We start from the raw sequence: 25,031 nt of genomic DNA, 5'->3' as shown, positions 1-25,031 counted from the left end.
TCACGTCGCGCCGTAGACCTGCTCGGCGCGCTTGACGAAGGCCTCGACCAGACTCGACGCCACCTTGTCGAACACCGGTCCGACCACCGCCTGCAGCGCGAAGTTGCTGAAGCCGTAGCTCAGATCCAGGTCGACGCGGCAAGCGCGCTCGCCCGCTTCGCCGACCGGCTCGAACTTCCAGATGCCGTCGAGGTTGGAGAACGGGCCGTCGACGAGCTTCAGACGCACTTCGCGTCCGGGAACGTGCGTGTTGCGGGTCGTGAACTTTTGATGCATGCCGCCGAAGGAGAGCCCGATCTCGGCGGTCATGCCCGTCGCGTCCTCGTCGAGCACGCGGGTCTTGTCGCACCAGGGAAGGAATTCGGGATATCTCGCCACGTCAGTGACCAGGGAATACATCTCATCGGCGCTGTACCAGATGAGGACTGACTTGTGGACGGTTTTCATAGAATCGGCACGGTGTGTGCGCTTCGATTGTATTGATGCCATGCGACCCCACTTCAGACAGCCATGGCCACCAAGAAAACCCAAGACCCCTCCGCCCGCATCGCCGACAACAAGAAGGCCGCGTACAACTATTTCTTCGAGGAGCGCTTCGAGGCCGGCCTGGTGCTCGAAGGCTGGGAAGTGAAGTCGCTGCGCGAAGGCAAGGTGCAGTTGACCGACGGCTACGTGATGATCCGTGACGGCGAGATGTTCATCGTCGGCTGCCAGATCAATCCCTTGCGCAGCGCCTCCACGCACACCACGCCCGACTCGGTACGCACCAAGAAACTGCTGCTGCATAAGGAGCAGATCCGCAAGCTCACCGGCAAGATCGAGCAGAAGGGCTACACACTCGTGCCGCTCAACCTCCACTGGAAGGCCGGCAAGGTCAAATGCGAGATCGCCCTGGCCAAGGGCAAGGCCGAACACGACAAGCGCGACACCATCAAGGACCGCGAAGGCAAGCGCGAGGTCGAACGCGCCATGAAGAGCCGAAGCCGCTGACCTCCCAACGCCTCTCCACCGACTCCATTCCCATCGACCCGACCCACCTCATGGCACTCCAACCCCTCGACGCCGAGCAATCGAATCCCCTGGGGGGCGGTCCGAGCTTTCCCCTGTCCAACCGCCTGCTGCGCGCGCTCTGGATGCTCACCTGGGCGGTGCTCGCATCCTGGACGCCGCCGCCCCTGCGCGCCTGGCGCCGCTTCCTTCTGCGAACCTTCGGCGCGACGATGGCCGCGGGCAGCGACGTGCGCGGTACGGCCAAGGTCTGGTATCCGCCGCACCTCCACATGGACGAACGCGCGCTCATCGGGCCGCGCGTCAATTGCTACAACATGGCACCGATCCGCATCGGTCACGACGCGATCGTGTCGCAAGGCGCGCACCTGTGCGCCGGCTCGCACGACATCAGCTCGCCGGCCTTCCAGCTGACGACGCGGCCGATCACCATCGGCGCGCAGGCATGGATCGCCGCCGAGGCCTTCGTCGGACCGGGCGTGGACGTGGGCGAAGGCGTGGTGCTGGGTGCGCGGGGCGTGGCGTTCCGTTCGTTGGAACCCTGGGGCGTCTATGCGGGCAATCCCGCCAAACTGATCAAGCACCGCGAACTGCGACAGCGAGGCGGCTAGACTGCCCATGTCATCAGATTCCGTTTCGTTCTCGACCATCCACCCCAGGAGATATCCCATGAAACTGCTCAGCGCATCGATCCTCGCCGCCGCCCTCCTCGCCGGCTGCGGCAGCTATTCGCCGATGTCGAAGTCGGCGTCTTCCACGATGCCCGACACGCCCACGCGCACGGCCGACGGCGTGCTCGTCGGCCCGAACGGCATGACGCTCTACACCTTCAGCCGCGACACGGTGGGCAGCGGCAAGTCCGTGTGCAACGGTCCCTGCATCACCAACTGGCCCGCACTCACCGCGCCGGCGACCGCCAAGCCGATGGGCGACTACAGCATCGTGACGCGCGACGACGGCGCGAAGCAATGGGCCTACAAGGGCGCGCCGCTCTACTATTGGACCAAGGACACGAAGGCCGGCGATCGCACGGGTGACGGCGTCGGCGGCAACTGGAAGGTCGCACGGCCCTGATCCCCCCGATCCGAAGCCAATGAAAAAGCCGGCCCATGGGCCGGCTTTTTCATTGGAGCGAACGAGTCGACTCGGCACGCTGCTCGCCGGGCGCCACGCGCCCGGCGAAGACCGATCAGTCGCGGCTCGCGCGCTTGCGCTCGTGTTCCTTCAGGAAGCGCTTGCGCAAGCGCACGCTCTTAGGCGTGATCTCGACCAGTTCGTCGTCCTCGATGAATTCCACGCCGTATTCCAGCGTGAGCTCGATCGGCGGGGTGATCTTGATGGCGTCTTCCTTGCCGGAGACACGGAAGTTGGTCAGCTGCTTCGTGCGCGTGGCGTTCACGACCAAGTCGTTGTCGCGGCTGTGGATGCCCACGATCATGCCTTCGTACACCGGATCGTTCGCCTTGACGAACATGCGGCCGCGGTCGTCGAGCTTGCCCAGGGCGTAGGTGAAGATCTCACCGTCGTCCATGGAGATCAGCACGCCGTTCTTGCGGCTGGCGATCTCGCCCTTGTGCGGCTCGTAGCTGTCGAAGATGTTGGAGATCAGGCCCGAACCGCGCGTCAGGTTCAGGAACTCGTTGGTGAAGCCGATCAGGCCCCGCGCGGGGATGCGGTATTCCAGGCGCACGCGGCCGCGGCCGTCGGACTCCATGTTCACCAGCTCGCCCTTGCGCTCGCCGAGCGCCTGCATCACGCCACCCTGATGGTTCTCCTCGATGTCGGCGGTGACGAGTTCGATCGGCTCGTGCTTCACGCCGTCGACGTCGCGGAACACCACGCGCGGCTTCGACACGGCCAGCTCGTAGCCTTCGCGGCGCATGTTCTCCAGCAGGATGGTCAAGTGCAGTTCGCCGCGACCCATCACTTCGAAGATGCCTTCCTCGTCGGTTTCCTTCACGCGCAGCGCGACGTTGTGCTGCAGTTCCTTCTGCAGGCGGTCCCAGATCTGGCGGCTGGTGATGTACTTGCCTTCGCGACCGGCCAGCGGGCTGGTGTTGACGCAGAAATTCATGGTCAGCGTCGGCTCGTCGACCTTGAGCATGGGCATCGGCGCCGGATTGGACGGATCGGTGATCGTCACACCGATGCCGATGTCGGCGATGCCGTTGATCAGCACGATGTCGCCCGGGCCGGCTTCGGTCGCCTGCACGCGGTCGAGGCCGTGGAACTTCAGCACCTGGTTGACGCGGCCCTTGACGACCTTGCCGTCCGGACCTTCCATGACCACCACGTCCATCATCGGCTTGAGCGTCCCGGCGCTGATGCGGCCGACGCCGATGCGGCCGACGAAGGTCGAGAAGTCCAGCGCGGAGATCTGAAGCTGCAGGGGCGCGGCCGGGTCACCCTTCTGGGACGGTACGTGCTTGAGGATGGTGTTGAAGAGCGCGGACATGTCCGGGCCCCACTGCTCGTTGGGCGCGCCCTCTTCCAGCGACGACCAGCCGTTGATGCCCGAGGCGTAGACGACCGGGAAATCGAGCTGCTCGTCGGTGGCGCCGAGCTTGTCGAACAGGTCGAAGGCGGCGTTCACGACCTTGTCCGGGTTCGCGCCGGGCTTGTCGACCTTGTTGACCACGACGATGGGCTTCAGGCCGAGGGCGAGCGCCTTCTTGGTCACGAAGCGCGTCTGCGGCATCGGGCCTTCCTGGGCGTCGATCAGCAGCACGACGCCGTCCACCATGGACAGCGCGCGTTCCACTTCACCGCCGAAGTCCGCGTGGCCGGGGGTGTCGACGATGTTGATGTGGGTGCCTTCCCAGCTCACCGCGCAGTTCTTGGCCAGGATGGTGATGCCGCGCTCGCGTTCGATGGCGTTGTTGTCCATCACGGTGTCGACGACCTTCTCGTGGTCGGCGAAGGTGCCCGACTGGCGCAGCAGCTGGTCGACCATCGTGGTCTTGCCATGGTCCACGTGGGCAATGATGGCGATATTGCGGATTTGCTTGGTACTCATGGTGTCGTTTCGCAAAGGGTTGCGTTCACAGGTGCGTTCAAAAGGATCTGCTGGATTTCGATGGGGTTCAGCAAGCGCCCCGGGATCAGTTCGCGGGCCCGCGCATGGGCGGTCCCGAGGAATGCCGCCGGCTCGCTGCCGAACACAGCGATCGTTTCGGCATCGGCCCACGCTCCGCGCCGGCGCAGTCCGGAGAGGAAGCGCGCCGCATCTTCGGCGCCGAGCGTGACACGGTCGTGGCCGGCCACCAGCGACTCGACCGGCAGCAGTTGCGCCTGCCGTTCGTCTTGGCCCATCGCTTCGAGCGCGTCGAGCGTGACACAGCGCGCCACGTCGAAATCGCCCGTCGCCAGGCGCCGCAGCGAGCGCAGGTGCGCACCGCAGCCGAGTGCCTCGCCGATGTCCTCGCCGAGCGTGCGGATGTAGGTGCCCTTGCTGACGGTCGCGACGATGCGGATCAGGTCGGGCTCGATCATCGTCAGCGACAGCGAACGAATCACGACATCGCGCGGCGCGCGCTCGACCTCGATGCCGTCGCGGGCGTACGCGTAGAGCGCCTTGCCATCCTTCTTCAGGGCACTGTGCATCGGCGGGATCTGACGCAGGGGGCCGGTGAAACGTGCCTCGACACGGAAAAGATCGTCCGGCGTGACGCTCACGGCGCGTTCGGCGATCACGTCGCCCTCGGCATCGCCGGTGGACGTCTTGACGCCGAGCCGGGCCGTAGCCTCGTAGGTCTTGTCGGCTTCCAGATGGAGCTGACTGAATTTCGTCGCCGCGCCGAAGCACAGCGGCAACACGCCGCTGGCGAGCGGATCGAGCGTACCGGTGTGGCCGGCCTTCTCGGCGCGCAACAACCACTTGGCCTTCTGCAAGGCCTGGTTGCTGGAGAGACCGAGCGGCTTGTCGAGCAGCAACACCCCATGCACGGGGCGCCGCTGCACCCTCGTGCGTGGCGCGTTCATGACTAGTCGTCCTTCGAACGGGAGGCGACGGCCTGGGCGATGAGGGCGTTCATGTCGGCCGCACGCTCGGTGGTGCGGTCGAACACGAAATGCAGGGTCGGCACGGTGTGGATGTGCAGACGCTTGAACAGGCCGCTGCGCAGGAAACCCGCGGCTTGGCCGAGCGCTTCGGTCGTCTCCACCGGGTCACCGGTGAGGACGCTGAAGAACACCTTGGCGTGCGCGTAGTCGGGCGTGACCTCGACCGCCTGGATCGTGACCATGCCCACGCGCGGGTCCTTGAGTTCGCGCGCGATCAACTCGGTCAGATCGCGCTGGATCTGGTCGGCGACCTTGAACGAACGGTTGGGCGCGGCGGCTTTTCTCTTGGGCATGTGCGTCGATTCGCCGGCTTACAGGGTCCGGGCGATTTCGCGGATCTCGAAGAACTCCAGCTGATCACCTTCCTTGATGTCGTTGTAGTTCTTGAGCTTGATACCGCACTCGAAACCTTCGCGCACTTCGCGGACGTCGTCCTTGAGGCGCTTGACCGAGTCGATCTCGCCCGTGTAGACCACGACGTTGTCGCGCAGCAGGCGGAAATGCGCGCTGCGGTTGACCGAGCCCGAGGTGATGTACGAACCCGCGACCGTGCCGATCTTGGAAGCGACGAACACCGTGCGGATCTCGGCCGTGCCGATGACTTCCTCGCGGCGTTCCGGCGCCAGCATGCCCGACATCGCGACTTTGATCTCGTCGACGGCGTCGTAGATGATGCTGTAGTAGTTCAGCTGCACGCCATTGTTCTCGGCCAGCTTGCGCGCACCGGCATCGGCACGCACGTTGAAGCCGATCACGACCGCCTTGGAAGCGATCGCCAGGTTGATGTCGTTCTCGCTGATGCCGCCGACGCCGGCGTACACCACCTGCACCTTGACTTCCTCGGTCGCCAGCTTGAGCAGCGACTGGGCCAGCGCTTCCTGCGAACCCTGCACGTCGGCCTTGATGATCAGGCGCAAGGTCTGCACCTCGCCCGCCGACAGGTCGGTGAACACGCTCTGCAAGTTGGCGGCCTGCTGCTTGGCCAGCTTGGTGTTGCGGAACTTGCCGGCACGGTAGGTGGCGATCTCGCGCGCACGGCGCTCGTCGGCCATCACCATGAACTCGTCGCCGGCCTGTGGCACCTCGGTCAGACCCTGGATCTCGACCGGGATCGACGGACCGGCCGACTTGCTCGCGCGGCCGTTCTCGTCGAGCATGGCGCGCACGCGGCCATAGGTCGAGCCGGCCAGCACCACGTCGCCCGTCTTGAGCGTGCCGGACTGGACCAGCACGGTCGCGACCGGACCGCGACCCTTGTCGAGCTGGGCTTCGATGACCAGACCCTTGGCGGCGGCTTCGACCGGCGCCTTCAGTTCCAGCACTTCGGCCTGCAGCAGCACCTGCTCGAGCAGGTCGTCGATGCCCTGGCCGGTCTTGGCCGACACCGGCACGAACGGCACTTCGCCGCCGTACTCTTCGGGCACGACCTCCTCGGCCACCAGCTCCTGCTTGACGCGGTCGAGGTTGGCATCGGGCTTGTCCACCTTGTTGATGGCGACCACGATCGGCACACCGGCCGCTTTCGCGTGCTTGATGGCTTCCTTGGTCTGCGGCATCACGCCGTCGTCCGCCGCCACCACCAGGATGACGATGTCGGTGGCCTGGGCACCGCGGGCACGCATGGCGGTGAACGCCTCGTGGCCGGGGGTGTCGAGGAAGGACACCATGCCGCGGTCGGTCTCGACGTGGTAGGCGCCGATGTGCTGGGTGATGCCGCCGGCCTCGCCCGCAGCCACCTTGGCGCGCCGGATGTAGTCCAGCAGCGAGGTCTTGCCGTGGTCGACGTGGCCCATGACGGTCACGACCGGTGCGCGCGGCAACGACTCGCCGGCCTGGGCACCGACGTCCTCGTCGGTGAAGGCTTCCGGATCGTCCAGCGCGGCGACCACGGCCGTGTGGCCCATGTCCTCCACGATGATCATCGCGGTGTCCTGGTCGAGCGACTGGTTGATGGTCGCCATCATGCCCAACTTCATCAACTGCTTGATGACTTCCTGGGCCTTGACGGCCATCTTGTGCGCCAGTTCGGACACGGTGATGGTCTCGGGCACGTGAACTTCGAGCACGCGCACTTCCGCCGGTGCCGACTGGACGTGCTGATCGTCGTGGCCACCCCGGTCGTTGCTGCCACGGCGTCCACGCGGACCCCCGCGCCAGTTGCCTCGTCCGACACCGCCGCTGGCATCGCCACGGGTCTTGATTTCCTTCTTCTTGGCCGGATCGCCCGCCCAGCTCGACGAGAGCTTGGCCGACTTGACTTCCTTGCCGGCGGCCGCGCCGGGCGCCGCAGCGGCTCCCGGTGCGGCGGGCGCGCCCGGGCGGGCCGCGGGAGCGACCGGCTTGTGCAGCGTGCCCTTGACGGCGGGCTTGGGCACTTCCTTCTCGGGCGCCTTGTGCGGCACCAGCACGCGGGCCGGTGCGTTCATCATGGCGCGGATGGCTTCGGCTTCGGCCAGGGCCTTGCGGCGACGCTCGTCCAGGTCCTTGGCGCGCGCGGCTTCCTCGTCGGCACGGGCCTTGGATTCGGCGGCGGCCTTGGCCTTGGCATCTTCGCGCGACTGCGCTGCGGCGGCCGAGGCAGCCGCGGCGGCGGCGGCCTTCTCGGCAGCGGCCTTTTCAGCGGCGGCCTTCTCGGCAGCAGCCTTCTCGGCGGCAGCGGCGGCGGCGCGGTGCGACGGCGCGATGCTCTTTGAGAAGGCGTTGGTGGCGGCCGTCGCGGCGGCGGCGGCTGCGGCGGCCTTGCGACGCGCTTCCGCATCGGCTTCCACCTTGTCGCGGGCCTGGCGCTCGGCCAGTTCGGCCTGGTCGACACGCTCGGCCTGTTCGCGGGCGCGAGCTTCGGTTTCCTCGCGCTGGCGACGCTTCTCGGCCAGTTCCTCTTCCTGCCGGCGGATCAGCTCGGCCTGGCGACGCGCTTCTTCCTCTCGACGCGCGAGTTCGGCTTCGTCGACCTTGGGCACCACCGGCTCGGGCGCGGGCGGCTCGACCGGCATGGCCTGCACCGGCTCGGGTGGCGACGCCGGGGCGTCGTCGCGCTGGATGAAAGTGCGCTTCTTGCGCACTTCGACCTGGATCGTGCGTGCACGGCCCATGGCGTCGGCCTGCTTGATTTCGCTGGTGGATTTCTTCACGAGCGTGATTTTCTTGCGTTCCGGCTCGGCCGTGCCGTGGCTGGCCTTGAGGAAACCGAGCAGCCGCTGCTTGTCGGCTTCGGTCAGGGCGTCGGTGGGCGCCGCCTTGGGCACGCCGGCGCTCTTGAGCTGGTCAAGCAGGGTTTCGGGGGTCTTCTTGAGTTCGTTCGCGAACTCGGCGACTGTGGTGCTGGACATATGTGCTTCGTGCCTCCATGACCGTCACTCTTGGCCCGCGAACCAATGTTCGCGGGCTTTCAAGATGAGGGCTTTGGCGTCATCGGCGCTGTGGCCGGTGATCTCGGTGAGTTCGTCGACCGCGAGGTCGGCCAGGTCGTCGCGGGTATGGACACCCGCCTCGGCCAGTTTCGGAATGAGTTCGGCGTCGAGGCCTTCGAGGTCGCGCAGGTTCTGCGAGACGCCCTCGGCGCTTTCTTCCTTGGCGATTTCCATCGTGAGCAGCGCATCCTTTGCACGGGTGCGCAGCTCGTTGATCGTGTCCTCGTCGAAGCCTTCGATCTCGAGCAGTTCGGAGATCGGCACGTAGGCCACCTCTTCCAGACTGGTGAAGCCTTCGTTGATCAGGATGTCGGCGATCTCCTCGTCGACGTCGAGCTTCTCGATGAAGAGCTTGCGGCTCGAATCGGTCTCGAGCGCGAGCTTCTGGGCCGACTCGTTGGCGTCCATGATGTTGATCTTCCAGCCCGTGAGGTCGGAAGCCAAACGCACGTTCTGGCCGCCCCGGCCGATGGCGATCGCGAGGTTCTCCTCGTCGACCACCACGTCCATGGCGTGCTTTTCCTCGTCGACGACGATCGAGGAGACGTTCGCCGGCGCCAGGGCGCCGATCACGAACTGCGCCGGGTCCTCGCTCCACAGCACGATGTCGACGCGCTCGCCGGCGAGCTCGTTGGTCACGGCGTTGACCCGCGTGCCGCGCACGCCGACGCAGGTGCCGATCGGGTCGACGCGCTTGTCGTGCGAGAGCACGGCGATCTTGGCGCGCGAGCCGGGGTCGCGGGCGCAGCTCTTGATCTCCAGCAGGCCCTGCTCGATCTCGGGCACTTCCTGGCGGAACAGCTCGATCATGAATTCCGGCGCCGAGCGCGACAGGATGATCGGCGCGCCGCGCAGCGTCAGGTCGACCTCCATGATCATGGCGCGCACGCGGTCGCCGTTGCGCAGGTTCTCCTTGGCGATCATCTCGCTGCGGCGCAGGCGTCCCTCGACGCGGCCGGCCTCGACGATGATGTCGCCCTTGTCCAGGCGCTTGACGGTGCCGACGAAGATCTTGTCGCCGCGCGACATGAAGTCGTTGAGCAGCATCTCGCGCTCGGCGTCGCGGATCTTCTGCAGGATCACCTGCTTGGCCGCCATCGCGCCGATGCGGCCGATGGGCACCGACTCCACCGATTCCTCGATGTACTCGTCGACCTCGATGTCGGGCATCTCTTCCTTGGCCTCGAACAGCAGGATCTCCTGCTCGGGCAATTGCAGGCCGGCCTCGTCCGGGACCACGTGCCAGCGGCGGAAGGTCTCGTAGTTGCCGCTGTCGCGGTCCACCACCACACGGATGTCCACTTCGCCTTGATAGAGCTTCTTGGTGGCCTGCGCCAGCGCGGATTCGACCGCGCCGAAGACGACGTCGCGCTCGACGTTCTTCTCGCGCGAGATCGCATCCACCAACATCAACATTTCGCGATTCATTGCCACTAGCTCCTCTTGTCAGTCCGACACTTGCGTGCCGCCATCCTCCGAAGAGGCTCCATCCGGACCCTGCTCCGGCAACCCTTCGGCGGCCTTGGCCCTGCGGCCCTTGAAATCCACGATCGGCGCGAGCCGCGCTTCGCGCAGTTCGTCCAGCACGAAGCCCAGCGCCTGCAGCGGTGCGAGCGCGCGCTTCTTGCCGATCTTCTGTCCCGGCTTCACGGCCGGCGCGTCGCTCCAGACGATCTGCCAGCCTCCGTCGTCGGCGCGCTCGAGCGTGCCGCGAAACTTCTTGCGATTGGCCGCCACCTGGCCGCCCGCGGCGGCACCCATCGGCGCCTTGAGCGTCACGTCGACGACTTCACCGACGAAACGTTGAAAATCCTGTTCGTTGCGCAGGGGCCGGTCGATGCCCGGCGACGAGACCTCCAGCCGCTTGTAGTCGACACCGTCGACCTCGAGCGCGAACTGCAGCTGCCGGGTGACCTTCTCGCAGTCCTCGACCGTCACGAAGGGTTCGGGGACACCTGCCGCCACAGCTTCCGAGCTGGGGGCGGTCCAGGGCAAATCAATCGTGACACGCAGCAGTCCGCCCGCCGATCGTTCGATTTCGACGAGGTCGTAGCCGAGACCGGCCACGGTTTGTTCCACTGTCTGCTGCAATGCCACGTGTCTGTAATCGCCTTTGGAATGCGGGGGTGCGTCCGATGCCGCGTCGCCAGCCCGCGAACGCCACATCGGAAATGTTTCGACCCATAAAAAAACGGGCGGTGAGTACCCGCCCGTTTGGTCGTGAGCTTCGGATTATATGCCAAATGGTTACGTCGCCGAGCGGTCTCGGCCGATGTTCAGGCCCGGACCGCCTTCATTTCGCTGCGCGAACGCCACCAGACCCGGGCGAACAGCAGCGAGCCGATGCCCAGTCCCAGCGCGGCCACCAGGAGCGGCACCGCGAACGAGCCGGTGCGGTGCGCCAGCGGCGCCGCGAACAGCGGCCCCAGGATCTGCCCGACGCCGTAGGACGCGGTGGCGTAGCCGATCAGCCCGGCGGCGGCGTTGCCGCGCAGGCGCCGCGCGTCGCGCACGGCGAACAGCGTGATCGCGGTGAACGGCATGCCCAGCAGCAGGCTGCCCAGCGCGAATCCGGCCACCGTCGGCCAGGCGACCGTCAGCACCACGCCCAGTGCCTGCAGCGCATAGGCCACCGACAGCAGCAGGCGGTTGTCCCATGACGGCGGTGCGCGCGAACCGATCAGCGCGCCGGGCACGATCGCCAGGCCGAACAGCGGCCAGAAGAGGTCGGGCCAGGACGAGCCTGGCAATGCCTGGCGCGCGATCAGGGGCAGGAAGGTGGCCGTGATGATGTAGCCGAAGCCGGCGAGACCGTAGAGTCCGACGAGCCAGCCGGCATCGACGCGGTCGCGTGGTGACGCCGGAGGCGCGACCACGGACGGGTTCGCTCCCCCCGTCGCCGCCACGACGCCGTCGTCGAAGATGCGCCAGATCGCGGCGATCAATCCCAGCGCCAGGACGCCGAAGCCGATCCAGGCGGCGTCGGCGCCCCAGCGACCGGCAACGCCCCCCAGCAGCCCCGTCGCGGCGATGCCGATGCCCGGACCGCAATAGATCACGCCGGCGAGCTGCGACGCGCCGGTCTCGGCCAGGCGGCGCAGGCCCCAGCCGGAGGCGAAGACGAAGACCCAGGCGCTCATCACGCCGGCCAGGGTGCGCAGCGCGCCCCAGGCGGTGAAGCCGTGCAGCAGTCCCATGCCCAGCAACAGCGCGGCCGTGGCCAGCAACCCGCCGCGCACCATGTTGGCCGGTCGCACCCGCAGCGCGGCGCAGGTCACCGCGCCGAGGAAATAGCCCAGGTAGTTCAGCGACGCCAGCAATCCCCCACCTTGGAGGTTGATCCGTCCCTCGTGCAGCATGATCGGAAGCATCGGCGTGAAGGCGAAGCGGCCCAGGCCCATCGCCACCGACAGCGCCGCCATGCAGGCCAGCGCCGCGCGCCAGGCGGCGCGCCGGTCGTATACAGGGGTCGGCATACGCGTCTCCGTCCGTCTCCGTTCGATCTAGGCGAGCCGCGCGGCGGACACCAGCTGGCGGGTGTACGGGTGATCGGGCGCGTCGAGCACGCGAGCGACGGGTCCCGACTCCAGGATGGCGCCGTCCTTCATCACGATCACGCGATGCGCCATGGCGCGGATCACCTCGACGTCGTGCGTGATGAGCAGGTAACCCAGGCCGCGCTCGCGCTGCAGCCGCTGGAGCAGGCCCAGCACCTGCTTCTGGATCGTGACGTCGAGCGCGCTGGTGGGCTCGTCGAGCACCAGCAGGCGCGGGCCGACGATCAGCGCCCGCGCGATCGCCAGGCGCTGGCGCTGGCCGCCGGAGAACTCGTGCGGGTAGCGGTCGAGCAGCGCCGGGAACTGCGCCTCGGTCAGTCCGACGTCGGCCAGCGCCGCGAGCGAACGCACGCGGCGCCCGGCGAGATCGAGCGCGGGCTCGTGCACCGTCAGGCCCTCGCCGACGATGTGCTCGACCGTCATGCGCGGCGACAGCGACGAGAACGGGTCCTGGAACACGACCTGCATGGCGCGCCGCAGCGCCCGGTCCTCGTCGCGCCCGGCGCCCCACGGCCGCCCCTCGATCGCCAGGGAGCCGGTATGGCGCAGCAGCCCCAGCGCCGCCAGCGCGAGCGTCGACTTGCCCGAGCCGGATTCGCCCACCACGCCCAGTGTCTCGCCCGGCGCGATGTGGAGGTCGGCGTCCTTCACGGCGACGAAGGCGCCCTTCCGGAACCAGCCGCGCAGGCCCGGCAGCGGGATCGGGTAGGTGACGCGCAGGCCCTTGGCCTCGAGCAGAGGCACGGCCACTTCTTTCGCGGGTGGTGGCACGACATCGCGGGTCGGCAGGCTGTCGATCAGGCGGCGCGTGTAGGGATGGCGCGGCGCGTCGAAGACGCCGCCCACCGGGCCCTCCTCCACGATGCGCCCACGCTCCATCACGGCCACCCGGTCGGCGAAGCGGCGCACCAGGTTCAGGTCGTGCGTGATGAGCAGCACCGCCATGCCGTGGCGCCGCTGCAGGTCGGCCAGCAGCTCGAGGATCTGGGCGCGCACGGTGACGTCGAGCGCCGTCGTCGGCTCGTCGGCCAGCAGCAGGCGCGGCTTGCAGGCCAGGGCCATGGCGATCATGGCGCGCTGGCGCTGGCCGCCGGAGAGCTGGTGCGGGAAGGCGCGCGCGCGCCGCTCGGGCTCGGGGATGCCGGTGTCGGCCAGCAGCTTCACCGCGGCGTCGTGGGCATCGCGCTTGGACAGTCCTTCGTGCAGTTCCAGCACCTCGGCGATCTGGTCGCCGACGGTGTAGAGCGCGTTGAGGGCGGTCATCGGCTCCTGGAAGATCATGGCGATCTCCTTGCCGCGGATGCCGCGCAAGGCGTGCTCGGACAGGGACAGCAGGTCGCGCGACGCATCGGCCGCGCTGCCGTCGCCGGCTGCGGAGAAACGCGCGGTGCCGGCCACGTCGGCGTTGGCCACCAGCCGGAGCAGGCTCAGCGCGGTCACCGTCTTGCCGGAGCCGGACTCGCCCACCAGCGCCAGCTTCTCCCCCGGCGCGATGTGGAAATCGACGCCGTGCACCACGTCGCGCCCGCCGAAGCCCACGCGCAGGCCGCGCACGTCGAGCAGCAGGGGCGAGGTCGCCGGCGCGCTCATCGCTCGGCCTTCCGCGGATCGAGCGCGTCGCGCAGTGCGTCGCCCATGAAGGTCAGCAGCATCAGCGTGACCACCAGCACGGCGAAGGTGGACAGCGAGATCCACCAGGCGTCGATGTTGGCCTTGCCCTGGCTGAGCAGTTCGCCCAGCGAGGGCGTGCCCGGCGGCACGCCCAGGCCGAGGAAGTCGAGCGAGGTCAGCGCCAGGATGGCCGCGCTCATGCGGAACGGCAGGAAGGTGACGACCGGCGTCATGCTGTTGGGCAGGATGTGGCGCCACATGATCTGCAGGTTCGACACGCCCAGCGCGCGGGCGGCGCGCACGTAGTCCATCTGGCGGTTGCGCAGGAACTCGGCGCGCACGTAGTCCGACAGGCCCATCCAGCCGAACAGGCTCAGCAGGATCAGCAGCAGCGCGACGCTGGGCGCGAAGATGGCGCTGAAGATGATGAGCAGGTAGAGCTCGGGCATCGAGCCCCAGATCTCGATGAAGCGCTGGAACGCCAGGTCGGTCCGGCCGCCGAAGAATCCCTGGAGCGCGCCGGTGACCACGCCCAGCACCACGCCGATGACCGTCAATGCCAGCGCGAACAGCACGCTGACGCGGAAGCCGTAGATGAGCTGCGCCAGCAGGTCGCGCCCGCGGTCGTCGCTGCCGAGGAAGTTCTCGCGCGAGGGCGCCGCCGGATTGGGCGCGGAAGCGAAGTAGTTGAGCGTCTTCGGGCCGTAGGGATTGGGCGCGTAGACGGCCCAGTTGCTCCCGGCGGTGATGCGCTCGCGGATGAAGGGATCGAGGTAGTCGGCCGGCGTCTCGAAGTCGCCGCCGAAGGTCTTCTCCGAGTAGTCGCGCAGCACCGGAACGTAGGTCCGGCCCTCGTAGCGCACGATCAGCGGCTTGTCGGTCGACAGGACCTCGGCGAACAGGCTCAGCACCACCAGCACGCCGAACACCCACAGGCTCCAGAAACCCAGGCGGTTGCGCCTGAAGCGCTGCCAGGCGCGACGGCCCGGACTCACCGACACCGTGACCGGCATCGGGGACACCGGCGCGGGCACGACCGGCTCAATCGAACTTGACACGGGGATCGACCCAGACATAGCAGAGATCGGAGACGAGCTTGGTCACCAGCCCGATCAGCGTGAAGAAATAAAGCGTGCCCAGCACCACCGGATAGTCGCGCCGGATCACGCTCTCGTAGCTCAGCAAGCCCAGGCCGTCGAGCGAGAACAGGGTCTCGATGAGCAGCGAGCCGGTGAAGAACGCGCCGATGAAGGCCGCCGGGAAGCCCGTGACGATCGGGATCAGCGCGTTGCGGAACACGTGCTTCCACAGGACCTGCCGCTCGGCAAGGCCCTTGGCGCGGGCGGTCAGCACGTACTGCTTGCGGATCTCCTCCAGGAACGCGTTCTTGGTCAGCATGGCCGTGACGGCGAAGCTGCCCAGCACCATCGCCGTCACCGGCAGCGCGATGTGCCAGAGGTAGTCGACGATGCGCGCGCCCCAGCTCAGGCTCTCCCAGTTGGGCGAAGTCAGCCCGCGCAGCGGGAACCACTGGAGCTGGCCGCCGAAGATCACCAGCAGCGCCACGCCCAGCACAAAGCCCGGGATCGCGTAGCCGATCAGCACGAACAGCGTGGTCACGAAGTCGAAGCGCGAGCCGGCCCGCACCGCCTTGGCCACCCCCAGCGGCACCGCGACGAGGTAGCTGATGAGGAAGGTCCACAGGCCCAGGCTGATCGAGACGGGGAGTTTCTCCTTGATGAGCTGCCAGACGTCCTTGCTCTGGAAGAAGCTCTTGCCCAGGTCGAAGCGTGCGAACTGCTGGAGCATCTGCCAGAAACGCTCCGGCGCGGGCTTGTCGAAACCGTAGAGCGCCTTGATCTCCGCGACCTGCTTGGGATCGAGCGTGCGCACGCCGGGCCCGCTCGATGCGCGGTTCTCCTTGTTGGTGAGCTGGGAGAGCAGCTGCTCGGCCGGTCCGCCCGGCACGAACTGGACGATGGCGAAATTGATCAGCAGCACGCCCAGCAGCGTGGGGATGATCAGCAGCAGGCGTCGAAGGACATAGGCAGCCATGCGATGGGTCGATGTCTACTTTGCCGGATCGATCCACCACATCGTCAGCATCGCCGAATCGACGAGCAGGCGTTGCGGCAAGGCGGCGGCGGGACGCCGCATGTAGCGCTTGTGGGCCATGAAGTACTGTTTCCCGTAATACATCGGCACCACGTAGTGCTGATGCAGCAAATAACGATCGAGCACCCGCGCGGCCGCGGCGAGGGATCTGCGATCCGGACTGTCGACGATAACCTCCAGGATCTCGTCGATCACCGGATCGCTGATTCCGCTGAGGTTCTGACTGCCCTTCTCGGCCGCGGCCTTGGAGCCCAGATCGTCGAACAATTCGTTGCCCGGGCTCGTCGAACCGCCCAGGACGCTGATCGCCATGTCGAAGTCGAAATCGTCGAGCTTCTTCTTGAGCAGGCTGGGGTCGCGCAGACGATAGTTGAGCGTGATGCCGAGCTTGCCGAGGTTGCGGGCATAGGGCGCGAGCACCGTCCCCGAGCTCCTGTCCGCGATGTCGAGGTCGATCACGAACGGCTCGCCTGCCGGGTCGCGCAGTGCGCCGTCGCGGTAGGTCCATCCGGCTTCGCCCAACAGGGCCTGGGCTTCGACCAGGTTGCGCCGCAGACCCGCTGCGGTGTCGCCCGTGCTGGCAGGCCGGGGCAGTTCACCGCGCGTGTTGTCGAGGTAACGCTGCCGGCTCTTGAGGGCATCGATGATCGCCTGCTCGTCGGGGGTGACGTCGCGCCGTGCCATGAGGTCGTCGCTGTTCTGGAAATAGCTCGTCGTGCGGGCCCGACGACCGTAGAACAGGTGCTGGTTGAGCCAGTCGAAATCGAAGGCCAGCGCCAGCGCCCGGCGCACCCGGACATCGGTGAACCGGGGCTGTCGCAGGTTCACCGCGATGCCCTGCATGCCGGTGGCGCGACGGTGGGGAATCTCTTCCTTGATCAGTTCGCCCGAATCGAAGCGGCGCCCGGTATAGCGCCTCATCCAGGCGATGATCGATCGCTCTTCCAGCGCATCGAACATGCCCGCCTTGAAGGATTCCTCCTCGCCGAGCCGGTCCTTGAAGTACTGGTAGGACACCGTGGCGTAATTGAACATGCCCTTGCGCACGGGCAGGTCGGCCGCCCAGTAGTCCGCACGGCGGCGGTACGACACGTGCTTGCCGAAGTCGACCCGGTCGACGACGTAGGGGCCGCTCGCGATTGGCGGTTCGCTCACGATCTGGTCGATCGGCTTGCCGCCTCCCCAGGCCCGCGAGAACACCGGCATCTGCCCGATGATCATGTGCAGTTCGGAATTGCGGCGCTTGAAATCGAAGCGCACCGTGCGATCGTCGACCACCACCGCGCCCTTGATGTCGACCCAGTAGGAGCGGAACGTCGGCCCGGCCTGCTTGCTCACCAGCGTGTCGAAGGAATGCTTGACGTCCTGCGCCAGCACCGGCGAGCCATCGGAGAAGCGCGCCTTGGGGTTGAGCCGGTACGTGACGCTCAGACGGTCGGCGGCGAGTTCGACGTCCTCGGCGAGCAGGCCATAGCTGGAGAACGGCTCGTCCTCGCTGGGCGTCATGAGCGACTCGAAGACCAGCCCGTATTCCGAGAAGACGAAGCCGTTGGCGCTGTAGCCCATGCCCGCCGGGGGCACGCCACGCAAGGTGAACGGATTGAGCTTGTCGAAGGTTCCGCTGGCCGACAGCATGAGGTCGCCGCCCTTGGGAGCGTCGGGATTGACGTAGTCGAAATGCTTGAACGACGCCGGGTATTTGGGCTCGTATCCCATCCCCAGTCCATGCGCCGCCCAGGACGGGGACGCCGAGAAAGCCAGGAGCGCCAACGCCGAGAGCAGCCAGATTCGCATGCGAGAATTCTGCCCCACGATTTTCAGGAGACGGATCCATGGGTTTTCTCACCGGCAAGAAGCTGTTGATCACCGGCGTGTTGAGCAATCGCTCGATCGCCTACGGCATCGCCCGCGCGTGCCACCAGCAGGGTGCCGAACTGGCGTTCAGCTATGTCGGCGAGCGCTTCAAGGACCGCACCGCCGAGTTCGCGGCCCAGTTCGATTCCACGCTGATCTTCGACTGCGACGTCGCCGACGATGCCCAGATCGACAAGCTCTTCGCCGACCTGTCGCAGACCTGGCCGAAATTCGACGGCTTCGTCCACAGCATCGGCTTCGCGCCGCGCGAGGCGATCGCCGGCGACTTCCTCGACGGCCTCTCGCGCGAGGGCTACCGCATCGCGCACGACATCAGCGCCTACAGCTTCCCGGCCATGGCCAAGGCCGCGCTGCCCTACCTGAACGACAGGTCGGCCCTGCTCACCCTGACCTACCTCGGTTCCGAGCGCGCCCTGCCCAACTACAACACCATGGGCCTGGCCAAGGCCAGCCTGGAGGCCTCGGTGCGCTACCTCGCCGAGTCGATGGGACCGAAGGGCACCCGCGTCAACGGCATCAGCGCCGGCCCGATCAAGACCCTGGCCGCCAGCGGCATCAAGGGCTTCGGCAAGATCCTGTCGGTGGTCGCCGACGTGTCGCCGATCCGGCGCAACGTGACGATCGACGAGGTCGGCAACGTCGCCGCGTTCCTGCTGAGCGACCTCGCCAGCGGCGTGACGGCCGAGATCACCTACGTCGACGGCGGCTTCAGCCAGGTGGTCGGCGGCATCGCCGAGGCCTGAGAAGGCCGTCCATCCCGAGCGCCATCCTGGAGATCGACTTCCCCGTCGTTTCCTGATGCCCGAACGACGCGCTCTGCTCCGGGCGGCGATCGCCGCCCTGATCGCACCGGCGGTCCTGGCCAGCCGTGCGGCATCGCCGCCGGCGCTGATGCTGGCCGACGTCTACCGCCAGGGCGTACCGCTCGAAGACTACTGGGTCAGCGAGAAGTACGACGGCGTGCGCGGCTACTGGGACGGCAGCGCCCTGTGGACGCGCGGCGGCGAGCGTGTCGCGGCACCGGCCTGGTTCACGGCGCCGCTGCCGCGCATGCCGCTCGACGGTGAACTGTGGGCCGGGCGCGGCCGCTTCGCGCTCGCCGTCTCGACCGTGCGCAGCCAGACGCCCAACGACCTCGCCTGGCGCGAGATGCGCTTCATGGTGTTCGACCTGCCCAAGCAGCCGGGCGACTTCACGACCCGCCTAGCGGCATTGCGCAAGCTCCTGCCCATCGTCGGCGCGCCGTGGGTCGTGCCGGTGGCGCAGGAGCGCGCGACCACGCACGAGGCGTTGCACGCGCTCATGGACAAGACGGTGCAGATGGGTGGCGAGGGCCTGGTGCTGCACCGCGGCGCGTCGCTCTACCGCGGCGAGCGCAATGCCGACCTGCTCAAGGTCAAGCCCTACGACGACGCCGAGGCGCGCGTGGTGGCGCACCTGGAAGGCAAGGGCCGGCATGCCGGACGGCTGGGGGCGCTGCTGGTGGAGATGCCCGACGGCCAGCGCTTCCGGCTGGGCGGTGGCTTCACCGATGCGCAGCGCGACGATCCGCCGCCGATCGGCGCCTGGATCACCTACCGCTACAACGGCACGCACCCCGACGGGCTGCCGCGCTTCGCGCGTTTCCTGCGCGTGCGCGAAGACATGCCGGCAACGCCGGCGAACTGAACGCCCGGCCCGGGAGCCGACGGACCACCGGCCCGCCGCCCCCGTCTTCGACGGTCTTCAGTCCGGCTTGCGCACGCAGTCGGCGTAGTAGCGCTTCTTGCCGGTCTCGTCGATGCGCGCCACCAGGCCGTGGATGTCGGTCTCGAAACCCGGGCACTCGCGGTTGAACTCGCGGGCGAACTTCAGGTAGTCGACGATCTTCTTGTTGAAGACCTCGCCCGGGATGAGCAGCGGGATGCCCGGCGGGTACGGCGTGATCAGGCTGGTCGTGATGCGGCCTTCGAGCTCGTCGATCTCCACGCGCTCGGTCTTGCGATGCGCGATGTGGGCGAAGGCGTCGCTCGGCTTCATGGCCGGCGTCAGGTCGCTCAGGTACATCTCGGTCGTCAGGCGCGCGACGTCGTAGCGGGCGTAGAGCTTGTGGATGTGCTGGCACAGGTCGCGCAGGCCGAGCTTCTCGTAGACCGGGTGCTGCTGGCAGAACTCCGGCAGGATGCGCCACATCGGCTGGTTGCGCGCGTAGTCGTCCTTGAACTGCTGCAACGCCGTCAGCAGCGTGTTCCAGCGGCCCTTGGTGATGCCGATGGTGAACATGATGAAGAAGCTGTAGAGCCCCGTCTTCTCGACGATCACGCCGTGCTCGGCCAGGAACTTGGTCACCACGCTGGCCGGGATGCCGGTGTCGGCGAACTTGCCCTGCAGGTCCAGTCCGGGCGTGACGATGGTCGACTTGATGGGGTCGAGCATGTTGAAGCCGTCGGCCAGCTTGCCGAAGCCGTGCCAGTTGCGCTTGGCGCTCTTGGCCTTGCTGTCGGTGCTGCCCTCGCCCTTCATGATCCAGTCCTCGGCGCGGCCGATGCCCTCGTCGACGAGCTTCTCCGGGCCCCAGACCTTGAACCACCACTCGTCCTTGCCGAACTCCTCCTCCACCTTGCGCATGGCGCGGCGGAAGTCGAGCGCCTCCAGGATGCTCTCCTCCACCAGCGCGGTACCGCCGGGCGGCTCCATCATGGCCGCGGCGACGTCGCAGCTGGCGATGATCGCGTACTGCGGGCTGGTCGAGGAGTGCATCAGGTAGGCCTCGTTGAACAGGTCGCGGTCGAGCGCGCGGTTCTGCGAGTCCTGCACCAGCACGTGGCTGGCCTGGCTGATGCCGGCGAGCAGCTTGTGCGTCGACTGGGTGGCGAACACCAGCGACTCCTTGGGCCGCACGCGGCGCTTGCCCATCGCGTGGTAGGCGCCGTAGAACGGGTGGAAGGCGGCGTGCGGCAGCCAGGCCTCGTCGAAGTGCAGTGTGTCGACGTAGCCGTCGAGCATCGTCTTGATGGTCTCGGTGTTGTAGATCACGCCGTCGTAGGTCGACTGGGTGAGCGTCATCACGCGCGGCTTGACCTTGTCGTGGTCGACGCCGGCGAGCAGCGGGTTGGCCTTGATCTTGGCCTTGATCGCGGCGGGCTCGAACTCGCTCTTCGGGATCGGGCCGATGATGCCGAAGTGGTTGCGCGTGGGCTTCATGAAGACCGGAATGGCGCCGGTCATGATGATCGCGTGCAGGATCGACTTGTGGCAGTTGCGGTCCACCACCACCACGTCGTCGGGTGCCACCGTGTGGTGCCACACCATCTTGTTGCTGGTGCTGGTGCCGTTGGTGACGAAGAAGCAGTGGTCGGCATTGAAGATGCGCGCCGCGTTGCGCTCGCTCGCGGCCACCGGGCCGGTGTGGTCGAGCAGCTGGCCCAACTCCTCCACCGCGTTGCAGACGTCCGCGCGCAGCATGTTCTCGCCGAAGAACTGGTGGAACATCTGGCCGACCGGGCTCTTGAGGAAGGCCACGCCGCCGGAGTGGCCGGGGCAGTGCCACGAGTACGAGCCGTCCTCGGCGTAGTCGATCAGCGCCTTGAAGAACGGCGGCTGCACGCCTTCGAGGTAGCTCCTGGCCTCGCGGATGATGTGGCGCGCCACGAACTCCGGCGTGTCCTCGAACATGTGGATGAAACCGTGGAGCTCGCGCAGGATGTCGTTGGGGATGTGGCGCGAGGTGCGCGTCTCGCCGTAGATGTAGATCGGCACCTCGGCGTTCTTGCGCCGCACCTGCTCGATGAAGCTGCGCAGGTTGAGCACGGCCGGATCGAGGTCGGGGCCCGGCGTGAACTCCTCGTCGTCGATCGACAGGATGAACGCGCTGGCGCGGCTCTGCTGCTGCGCGAACTGGCTCAGGTCGCCGTAGCTCGTGACGCCCAGCACCTCCAGGCCCTCGCTCTCGATGGCCTGCGCCAGGGCGCGGATGCCCAGTCCCGAGGTGTTCTCGGCGCGGAAGTCCTCGTCGATGATGACGATGGGAAAGCGAAATTTCATGCGGCAAGGCTCCAGGAAACGGGCGACGGGACGGTGGTGGGGGATCGGGAAAGGCGCGAAGTGTACGGAATCCGCATGACAGAACGGGACGGACCGATGCGCCGAGAATGACAGCCATTGCGCAAGGAGGAACTGCACATGGCCAATTCCACTTTCTGGTGGCTGGTTTCAGGCGGCACGATCGTGCTGGAACTGCTCTCGGGCACGATCTACCTGCTGCTGCTGGGCATCGGCTTCGCGGCCGCCGCGCTGATGGCGCACGCGGGCTTCGGGCTCGGCGCGCAGATCTCGACGGCGGCGGTGGTGGGTCTCGGCGCGGTGGCCGCGTGGTACGCCATCCGCCGGCGCCGGCCCGCGCCACCGCCCAGCCGGGCCAATCGCGACGTCAACCTCGACATCGGCTCGCACGTCCACATCGAATGCTGGAACGCGGACGGCACCGCCAGCGTGCGCTACCGCGGGGCGCAGTGGACCGCCATCCCGCGCGACGGCCATGCGCCCGAACCCGGCGAACACCGCGTCGGCGAGATCGTCGGCAGCCGGCTCGTCGTCGACCGGCTCTGAGGCGTCGCCGGTCCATCGCCCCTTCACTTCCTCCACCGAAAGCGCCGCATGGAATATTCCGTTCCCATCGTCTTCCTCGTCATCGCCGTCATCTTCATCAGCCAGTCGGTGAAGTTCGTGCCGCAGCAGAACGCCTGGGTGCGCGAGCGCCTGGGCAAGTACCACAGCACCATGACGCCCGGGGCCAACTTCCTGATCCCCTTCATCGACAAGGTGGCCTACAAGCACAGCCTGAAGGAGATCCCGCTGGACGTGCCCAGCCAGATCTGCATCACGCGCGACAACACGCAGCTGCAGGTCGACGGCATCCTCTACTTCCAGGTCACCGATCCGATGCGCGCGAGCTACGGCTCGTCCAACTACATCGTCGCCGTCACGCAGCTCGCGCAGACCTCGCTGCGCAGCGTCGTGGGCAAGCTCGAACTGGACAAGACCTTCGAGGAGCGCGACGTCATCAACGCCCAGGTGGTCGCGGCCATCGACGAGGCGGCGCTCAACTGGGGCGTGAAGGTGCTGCGCTACGAGATCAAGGACCTGACGCCGCCCAAGGAGATCCTGCTGGCGATGCAGGCCCAGATCACGGCCGAACGCGGCAAGCGCGCCCTCATCGCCGCCTCCGAGGGCCGGCGCCAGGAACAGATCAACATCGCCACCGGCGAACGCGAGGCCTTCATCGCCCGTTCCGAGGGCGAGAAGCAGGCGCAGATCAACAACGCCCAGGGCGAGGCGGCCGCGATCACCGCCCTGGCCGAGGCCACGGCCGGCGCCATCGAGCGCGTGGCCGCGGCCATCCGGCAGCCCGGCGGCGAGCAGGCCGTGCAGCTCAAGATCGCCGAGCGCGCGGTCGACGCCTTCAGCAAGGTCGCCGCGGATTCGAACACCACCCTGATCGTGCCGGGCAACATGACCGAGACCTCGGCGCTGATCGCCTCGGCGATGCGCATGGTGCAGGCCGGCAAACCGACGACCATGAACTGAAACGCTGCTATAGTCGAGGGCTTCGCGGAGCGGTGGATGAGCGGTTTAAGTCGCACGCCTGGAAAGCGTGTGAGGGTTAACAGCCCTCCGCGGGTTCGAATCCCGCCTGCTCCGCCAGAAGACATCGAGACGAACGACCCGGCCTTCCAACCCGGATGTCGGACGCTCAGGAAAAGGCCCTTCACGGGGCCTTTTTTTTCGCCCCGACGAGACGGCCTCACGACGAGGCGGGATGCCCGCCTTCGAGACGTGCATTTCGAAAACGATATCCAATGGGACCTGCGACTCGCCGATCGGTGTCGCCGCCGTTCTCATCGTTGTCATCGACCGCCGTGCCCCCCTTCCTCGCCAACACCCTCATCGTCCTCGCCACCGTCGCCGGCATGGAGGTCTTCGCCTGGGTGGCGCACAAGTACGTGATGCACGGCTTCGGCTGGGGCTGGCACGCGTCGCACCACGAGGCCCGGCGCGGCTGGTTCGAGGCCAACGACCTCTACGCAATCGTCTTCGCGGGGGTGGCGATCGCATTGATCTGGTTCGGCACGCGGGGTGCCTGGCCGCTGCAATGGATCGGCGCGGGGATGACGCTCTACGGCGCGCTGTACTTCGTGGCGCACGACGGCATGGTGCACCGGCGCTGGCCATTGCGCTGGACGCCGCGCGGCGGCTACCTCAAGCGGCTCTACCAGGCGCATCGCCTGCATCACGCGGTGCAGGGGCGCGAGGGCTGCGTGTCCTTCGGCTTCCTGTGGGCCCCGTCGCCGCAGCGCCTCAAGCGGCAGCTGCAGGCGGCTCAGGTGCGGCGCGCCGACCAGCGGCGCCGTCCCGACCAGGAAATCTAGTTTCGCTCTGTCAGACCGGTCGCCGCCACAGCTGCGGCGCCCGCGAACGCGGCGGCAGCGCGCGCGACAGCAACGCCACCATGCCACCCCGCGCCACGAAGCGCAGCTTGTCCCAGCGCGACGTGGCGGCGCGCTGGTCCCAGGCCCGGGCACCCCGCTCGCGCACCAAGTGCCCGATGTGCCGGTACACGCCCCGTGCGGTGGCGATCGACCAGGCCGAGCGGATGGGCAGCGTGGCGATACCGGTCATGGACGAGCGGTAGTACGGCTCCGCCGCCTCCACCAGCCGCGCCGCCACGGTGGCCAGCGCCGCGCGGTGCTCGCGCCGCGCGAGCGCCGCCGGATCGCCCACCGGCAGCCCCGCCTCCCGCAGCCATTGGGCCGGCAGGTAGACGCGGCCGATGCAGGCGTCCTCCACGATGTCGCGCGCGATGTTGGTGAACTGGAAGGCCACGCCCAGGTCGCAGGCGCGATCGAGCACGCTCGCCGGCACCGCGTCGCCGCCGCGCGTGCCCATCAACAGCGCCATCATCACGCCCACCACGCCGGCGACGCGCCAGGCATAGCGCAAGGTGTCGTCGATCGACTCGTAGCGCACGTCCGGATCGACGTCCATCGCGAAACCGGCCAGGTGCTCCATCAGGTAGTGCTCGGGAATGCCGTGGGTCCGCACGATCTCCTGCAGGCCGACGAAGGCCGGGTGCGTCATCGGATCGCCACGGCAGGCGGCGCGCGTGAGGGCGCGGAGTTCGGCGATGCGCGCGGCGCCATCGCCGCGATCGCCCTCGACCTGACCGTGTCCGAGGGACTGGCCGTCGATCACGTCGTCGCAATGCCGGCACCAGGCATAGAGCTTGACGGCGCTGTCGCGCGTGGCCGGGTCGAACAGCCGGGCGGCCGCGGCGAAGCTCTTGGAGCCCTGGCGGATGGCCTGCTCGGCGTGGATCGAGGTGCTGTCGACACCGGGTCGACGCACAGCGGACCTC

The 25,031-nt window shown here is 67.5% G+C and carries 22 protein-coding genes and 1 tRNA gene; 9 read left to right on the top strand and 14 right to left on the bottom strand.

Annotation, left to right across the window (positions count from 1 at the left end; translation table 11 throughout):
• Positions 1-447: a type II toxin-antitoxin system RatA family toxin gene (locus ABID77_RS03260; RefSeq protein WP_429590790.1), complete on the bottom strand. Its 447-nt coding sequence runs from the start codon at positions 445-447 to the stop codon at positions 1-3.
• 63 nt (positions 448-510) lie between these two features.
• On the opposite strand from ABID77_RS03260, the gene smpB reads away from it, so the two are divergent.
• From smpB to ABID77_RS03245, 3 genes are read left to right on the top strand one after another with little or no spacing between them, the layout of a single operon-like run.
• On the top strand, positions 511-990 hold the full coding sequence (gene smpB / locus ABID77_RS03255) for an SsrA-binding protein SmpB (RefSeq protein ID WP_296307849.1): 480 nt from the start codon (positions 511-513) through the stop codon (positions 988-990).
• A gap of 50 nt (positions 991-1,040) precedes the next feature.
• Positions 1,041-1,619 (top strand): putative colanic acid biosynthesis acetyltransferase, encoded by a 579-nt coding sequence (locus tag ABID77_RS03250; RefSeq protein ID WP_429590787.1) that lies wholly within the window; start codon positions 1,041-1,043, stop codon positions 1,617-1,619.
• A gap of 58 nt (positions 1,620-1,677) precedes the next feature.
• Positions 1,678-2,082 (top strand): COG4315 family predicted lipoprotein, encoded by a 405-nt coding sequence (locus tag ABID77_RS03245; protein ID WP_429590784.1) that lies wholly within the window; start codon positions 1,678-1,680, stop codon positions 2,080-2,082.
• Positions 2,083-2,197: 115 nt separating this feature from the next.
• Here ABID77_RS03245 and typA read toward each other — a convergent pair whose 3' ends face one another.
• From typA to ABID77_RS03190, 11 genes are all read right to left on the bottom strand, one after another.
• Entirely contained in the window at positions 2,198-4,024 is a 1,827-nt protein-coding gene (gene typA, locus ABID77_RS03240) for a translational GTPase TypA (RefSeq protein ID WP_429590781.1), read from the bottom strand.
• Entirely contained in the window at positions 4,021-4,989 is a 969-nt protein-coding gene (truB, locus tag ABID77_RS03235; RefSeq protein WP_429590778.1) for a tRNA pseudouridine(55) synthase TruB, read from the bottom strand. Before truB ends, typA begins: the two co-directional genes overlap by 4 nt.
• A 2-nt stretch (positions 4,990-4,991) precedes the next feature.
• The gene (rbfA, locus tag ABID77_RS03230) at positions 4,992-5,363 is read right to left on the bottom strand and encodes a 30S ribosome-binding factor RbfA (RefSeq protein ID WP_296307856.1); all 372 of its coding nucleotides are present in this window, start codon (positions 5,361-5,363) and stop codon (positions 4,992-4,994) included.
• Positions 5,364-5,381: 18 nt separating this feature from the next.
• On the bottom strand, positions 5,382-8,399 hold the full coding sequence (gene infB / locus ABID77_RS03225; protein WP_429590775.1) for a translation initiation factor IF-2: 3,018 nt from the start codon (positions 8,397-8,399) through the stop codon (positions 5,382-5,384).
• Between the two features lie 24 nt (positions 8,400-8,423).
• The gene (gene nusA / locus ABID77_RS03220) at positions 8,424-9,908 is read right to left on the bottom strand and encodes a transcription termination factor NusA (RefSeq protein WP_429590772.1); all 1,485 of its coding nucleotides are present in this window, start codon (positions 9,906-9,908) and stop codon (positions 8,424-8,426) included.
• A gap of 18 nt (positions 9,909-9,926) precedes the next feature.
• Complete coding sequence (gene rimP / locus ABID77_RS03215) at positions 9,927-10,577, bottom strand: ribosome maturation factor RimP (RefSeq protein ID WP_429590769.1); 651 nt, start codon at positions 10,575-10,577, stop codon at positions 9,927-9,929.
• Between the two features lie 179 nt (positions 10,578-10,756).
• Positions 10,757-11,956, bottom strand: coding sequence for a YbfB/YjiJ family MFS transporter (locus tag ABID77_RS03210; protein WP_429590766.1), 1,200 nt, complete (start codon positions 11,954-11,956; stop codon positions 10,757-10,759).
• Positions 11,957-11,983: 27 nt separating this feature from the next.
• Entirely contained in the window at positions 11,984-13,627 is a 1,644-nt protein-coding gene (locus ABID77_RS03205; RefSeq protein WP_429590763.1) for an ABC transporter ATP-binding protein, read from the bottom strand.
• Positions 13,624-14,661, bottom strand: a complete 1,038-nt coding sequence (locus tag ABID77_RS03200) for an ABC transporter permease (protein WP_429593256.1) — start codon at positions 14,659-14,661, stop codon at positions 13,624-13,626. The genes ABID77_RS03205 and ABID77_RS03200 overlap by 4 nt, the downstream gene beginning before the upstream one ends.
• Positions 14,662-14,689: 28 nt before the next feature.
• Positions 14,690-15,703: a microcin C ABC transporter permease YejB gene (locus ABID77_RS03195; RefSeq protein ID WP_429590760.1), complete on the bottom strand. Its 1,014-nt coding sequence runs from the start codon at positions 15,701-15,703 to the stop codon at positions 14,690-14,692.
• Positions 15,704-15,718: 15 nt separating this feature from the next.
• Positions 15,719-17,398: an extracellular solute-binding protein gene (locus ABID77_RS03190; RefSeq protein WP_429590757.1), complete on the bottom strand. Its 1,680-nt coding sequence runs from the start codon at positions 17,396-17,398 to the stop codon at positions 15,719-15,721.
• 197 nt (positions 17,399-17,595) lie between these two features.
• On the opposite strand from ABID77_RS03190, the gene fabI reads away from it, so the two are divergent.
• Positions 17,596-18,381: an enoyl-ACP reductase FabI gene (fabI, locus tag ABID77_RS03185; protein ID WP_429590755.1), complete on the top strand. Its 786-nt coding sequence runs from the start codon at positions 17,596-17,598 to the stop codon at positions 18,379-18,381.
• A gap of 55 nt (positions 18,382-18,436) precedes the next feature.
• Positions 18,437-19,306 carry a DNA ligase gene (locus ABID77_RS03180; protein ID WP_429590752.1) on the top strand — a complete coding sequence of 290 codons (870 nt, stop codon included), beginning with the start codon at positions 18,437-18,439 and terminating at the stop codon, positions 19,304-19,306.
• 57 nt (positions 19,307-19,363) lie between these two features.
• Here the strand turns inward: ABID77_RS03180 and ABID77_RS03175 are convergent, their stop codons facing one another.
• Positions 19,364-21,661 carry an Orn/Lys/Arg decarboxylase N-terminal domain-containing protein gene (locus tag ABID77_RS03175; RefSeq protein ID WP_429590749.1) on the bottom strand — a complete coding sequence of 766 codons (2,298 nt, stop codon included), beginning with the start codon at positions 21,659-21,661 and terminating at the stop codon, positions 19,364-19,366.
• Between the two features lie 138 nt (positions 21,662-21,799).
• On the opposite strand from ABID77_RS03175, the gene ABID77_RS03170 reads away from it, so the two are divergent.
• From ABID77_RS03170 to ABID77_RS03155, 4 genes are all read left to right on the top strand, one after another.
• Complete coding sequence (locus tag ABID77_RS03170) at positions 21,800-22,225, top strand: NfeD family protein (protein WP_429590746.1); 426 nt, start codon at positions 21,800-21,802, stop codon at positions 22,223-22,225.
• A gap of 48 nt (positions 22,226-22,273) precedes the next feature.
• On the top strand, positions 22,274-23,203 hold the full coding sequence (locus tag ABID77_RS03165; protein ID WP_429590743.1) for an SPFH domain-containing protein: 930 nt from the start codon (positions 22,274-22,276) through the stop codon (positions 23,201-23,203).
• Between the two features lie 26 nt (positions 23,204-23,229).
• A tRNA-Ser gene (locus ABID77_RS03160) sits at positions 23,230-23,320 on the top strand.
• A 215-nt stretch (positions 23,321-23,535) separates the two neighbouring features.
• Positions 23,536-24,045, top strand: a complete 510-nt coding sequence (locus ABID77_RS03155; protein WP_429590741.1) for a sterol desaturase family protein — start codon at positions 23,536-23,538, stop codon at positions 24,043-24,045.
• A gap of 10 nt (positions 24,046-24,055) precedes the next feature.
• Here ABID77_RS03155 and ABID77_RS03150 read toward each other — a convergent pair whose 3' ends face one another.
• Positions 24,056-25,021: a phytoene/squalene synthase family protein gene (locus ABID77_RS03150; RefSeq protein ID WP_429590738.1), complete on the bottom strand. Its 966-nt coding sequence runs from the start codon at positions 25,019-25,021 to the stop codon at positions 24,056-24,058.
• Positions 25,022-25,031: the final 10 nt, after the last annotated feature.

Origin of the sequence: Variovorax sp. PvP013, assembly GCF_050435945.1 — a bacterium.
Lineage (GTDB): Bacteria > Pseudomonadota > Gammaproteobacteria > Burkholderiales > Burkholderiaceae_C > Variovorax.
The sequence above is the reverse complement of the archived record's forward strand: the minus strand, read 5'-3'. Positions and strand labels throughout refer to the sequence as shown.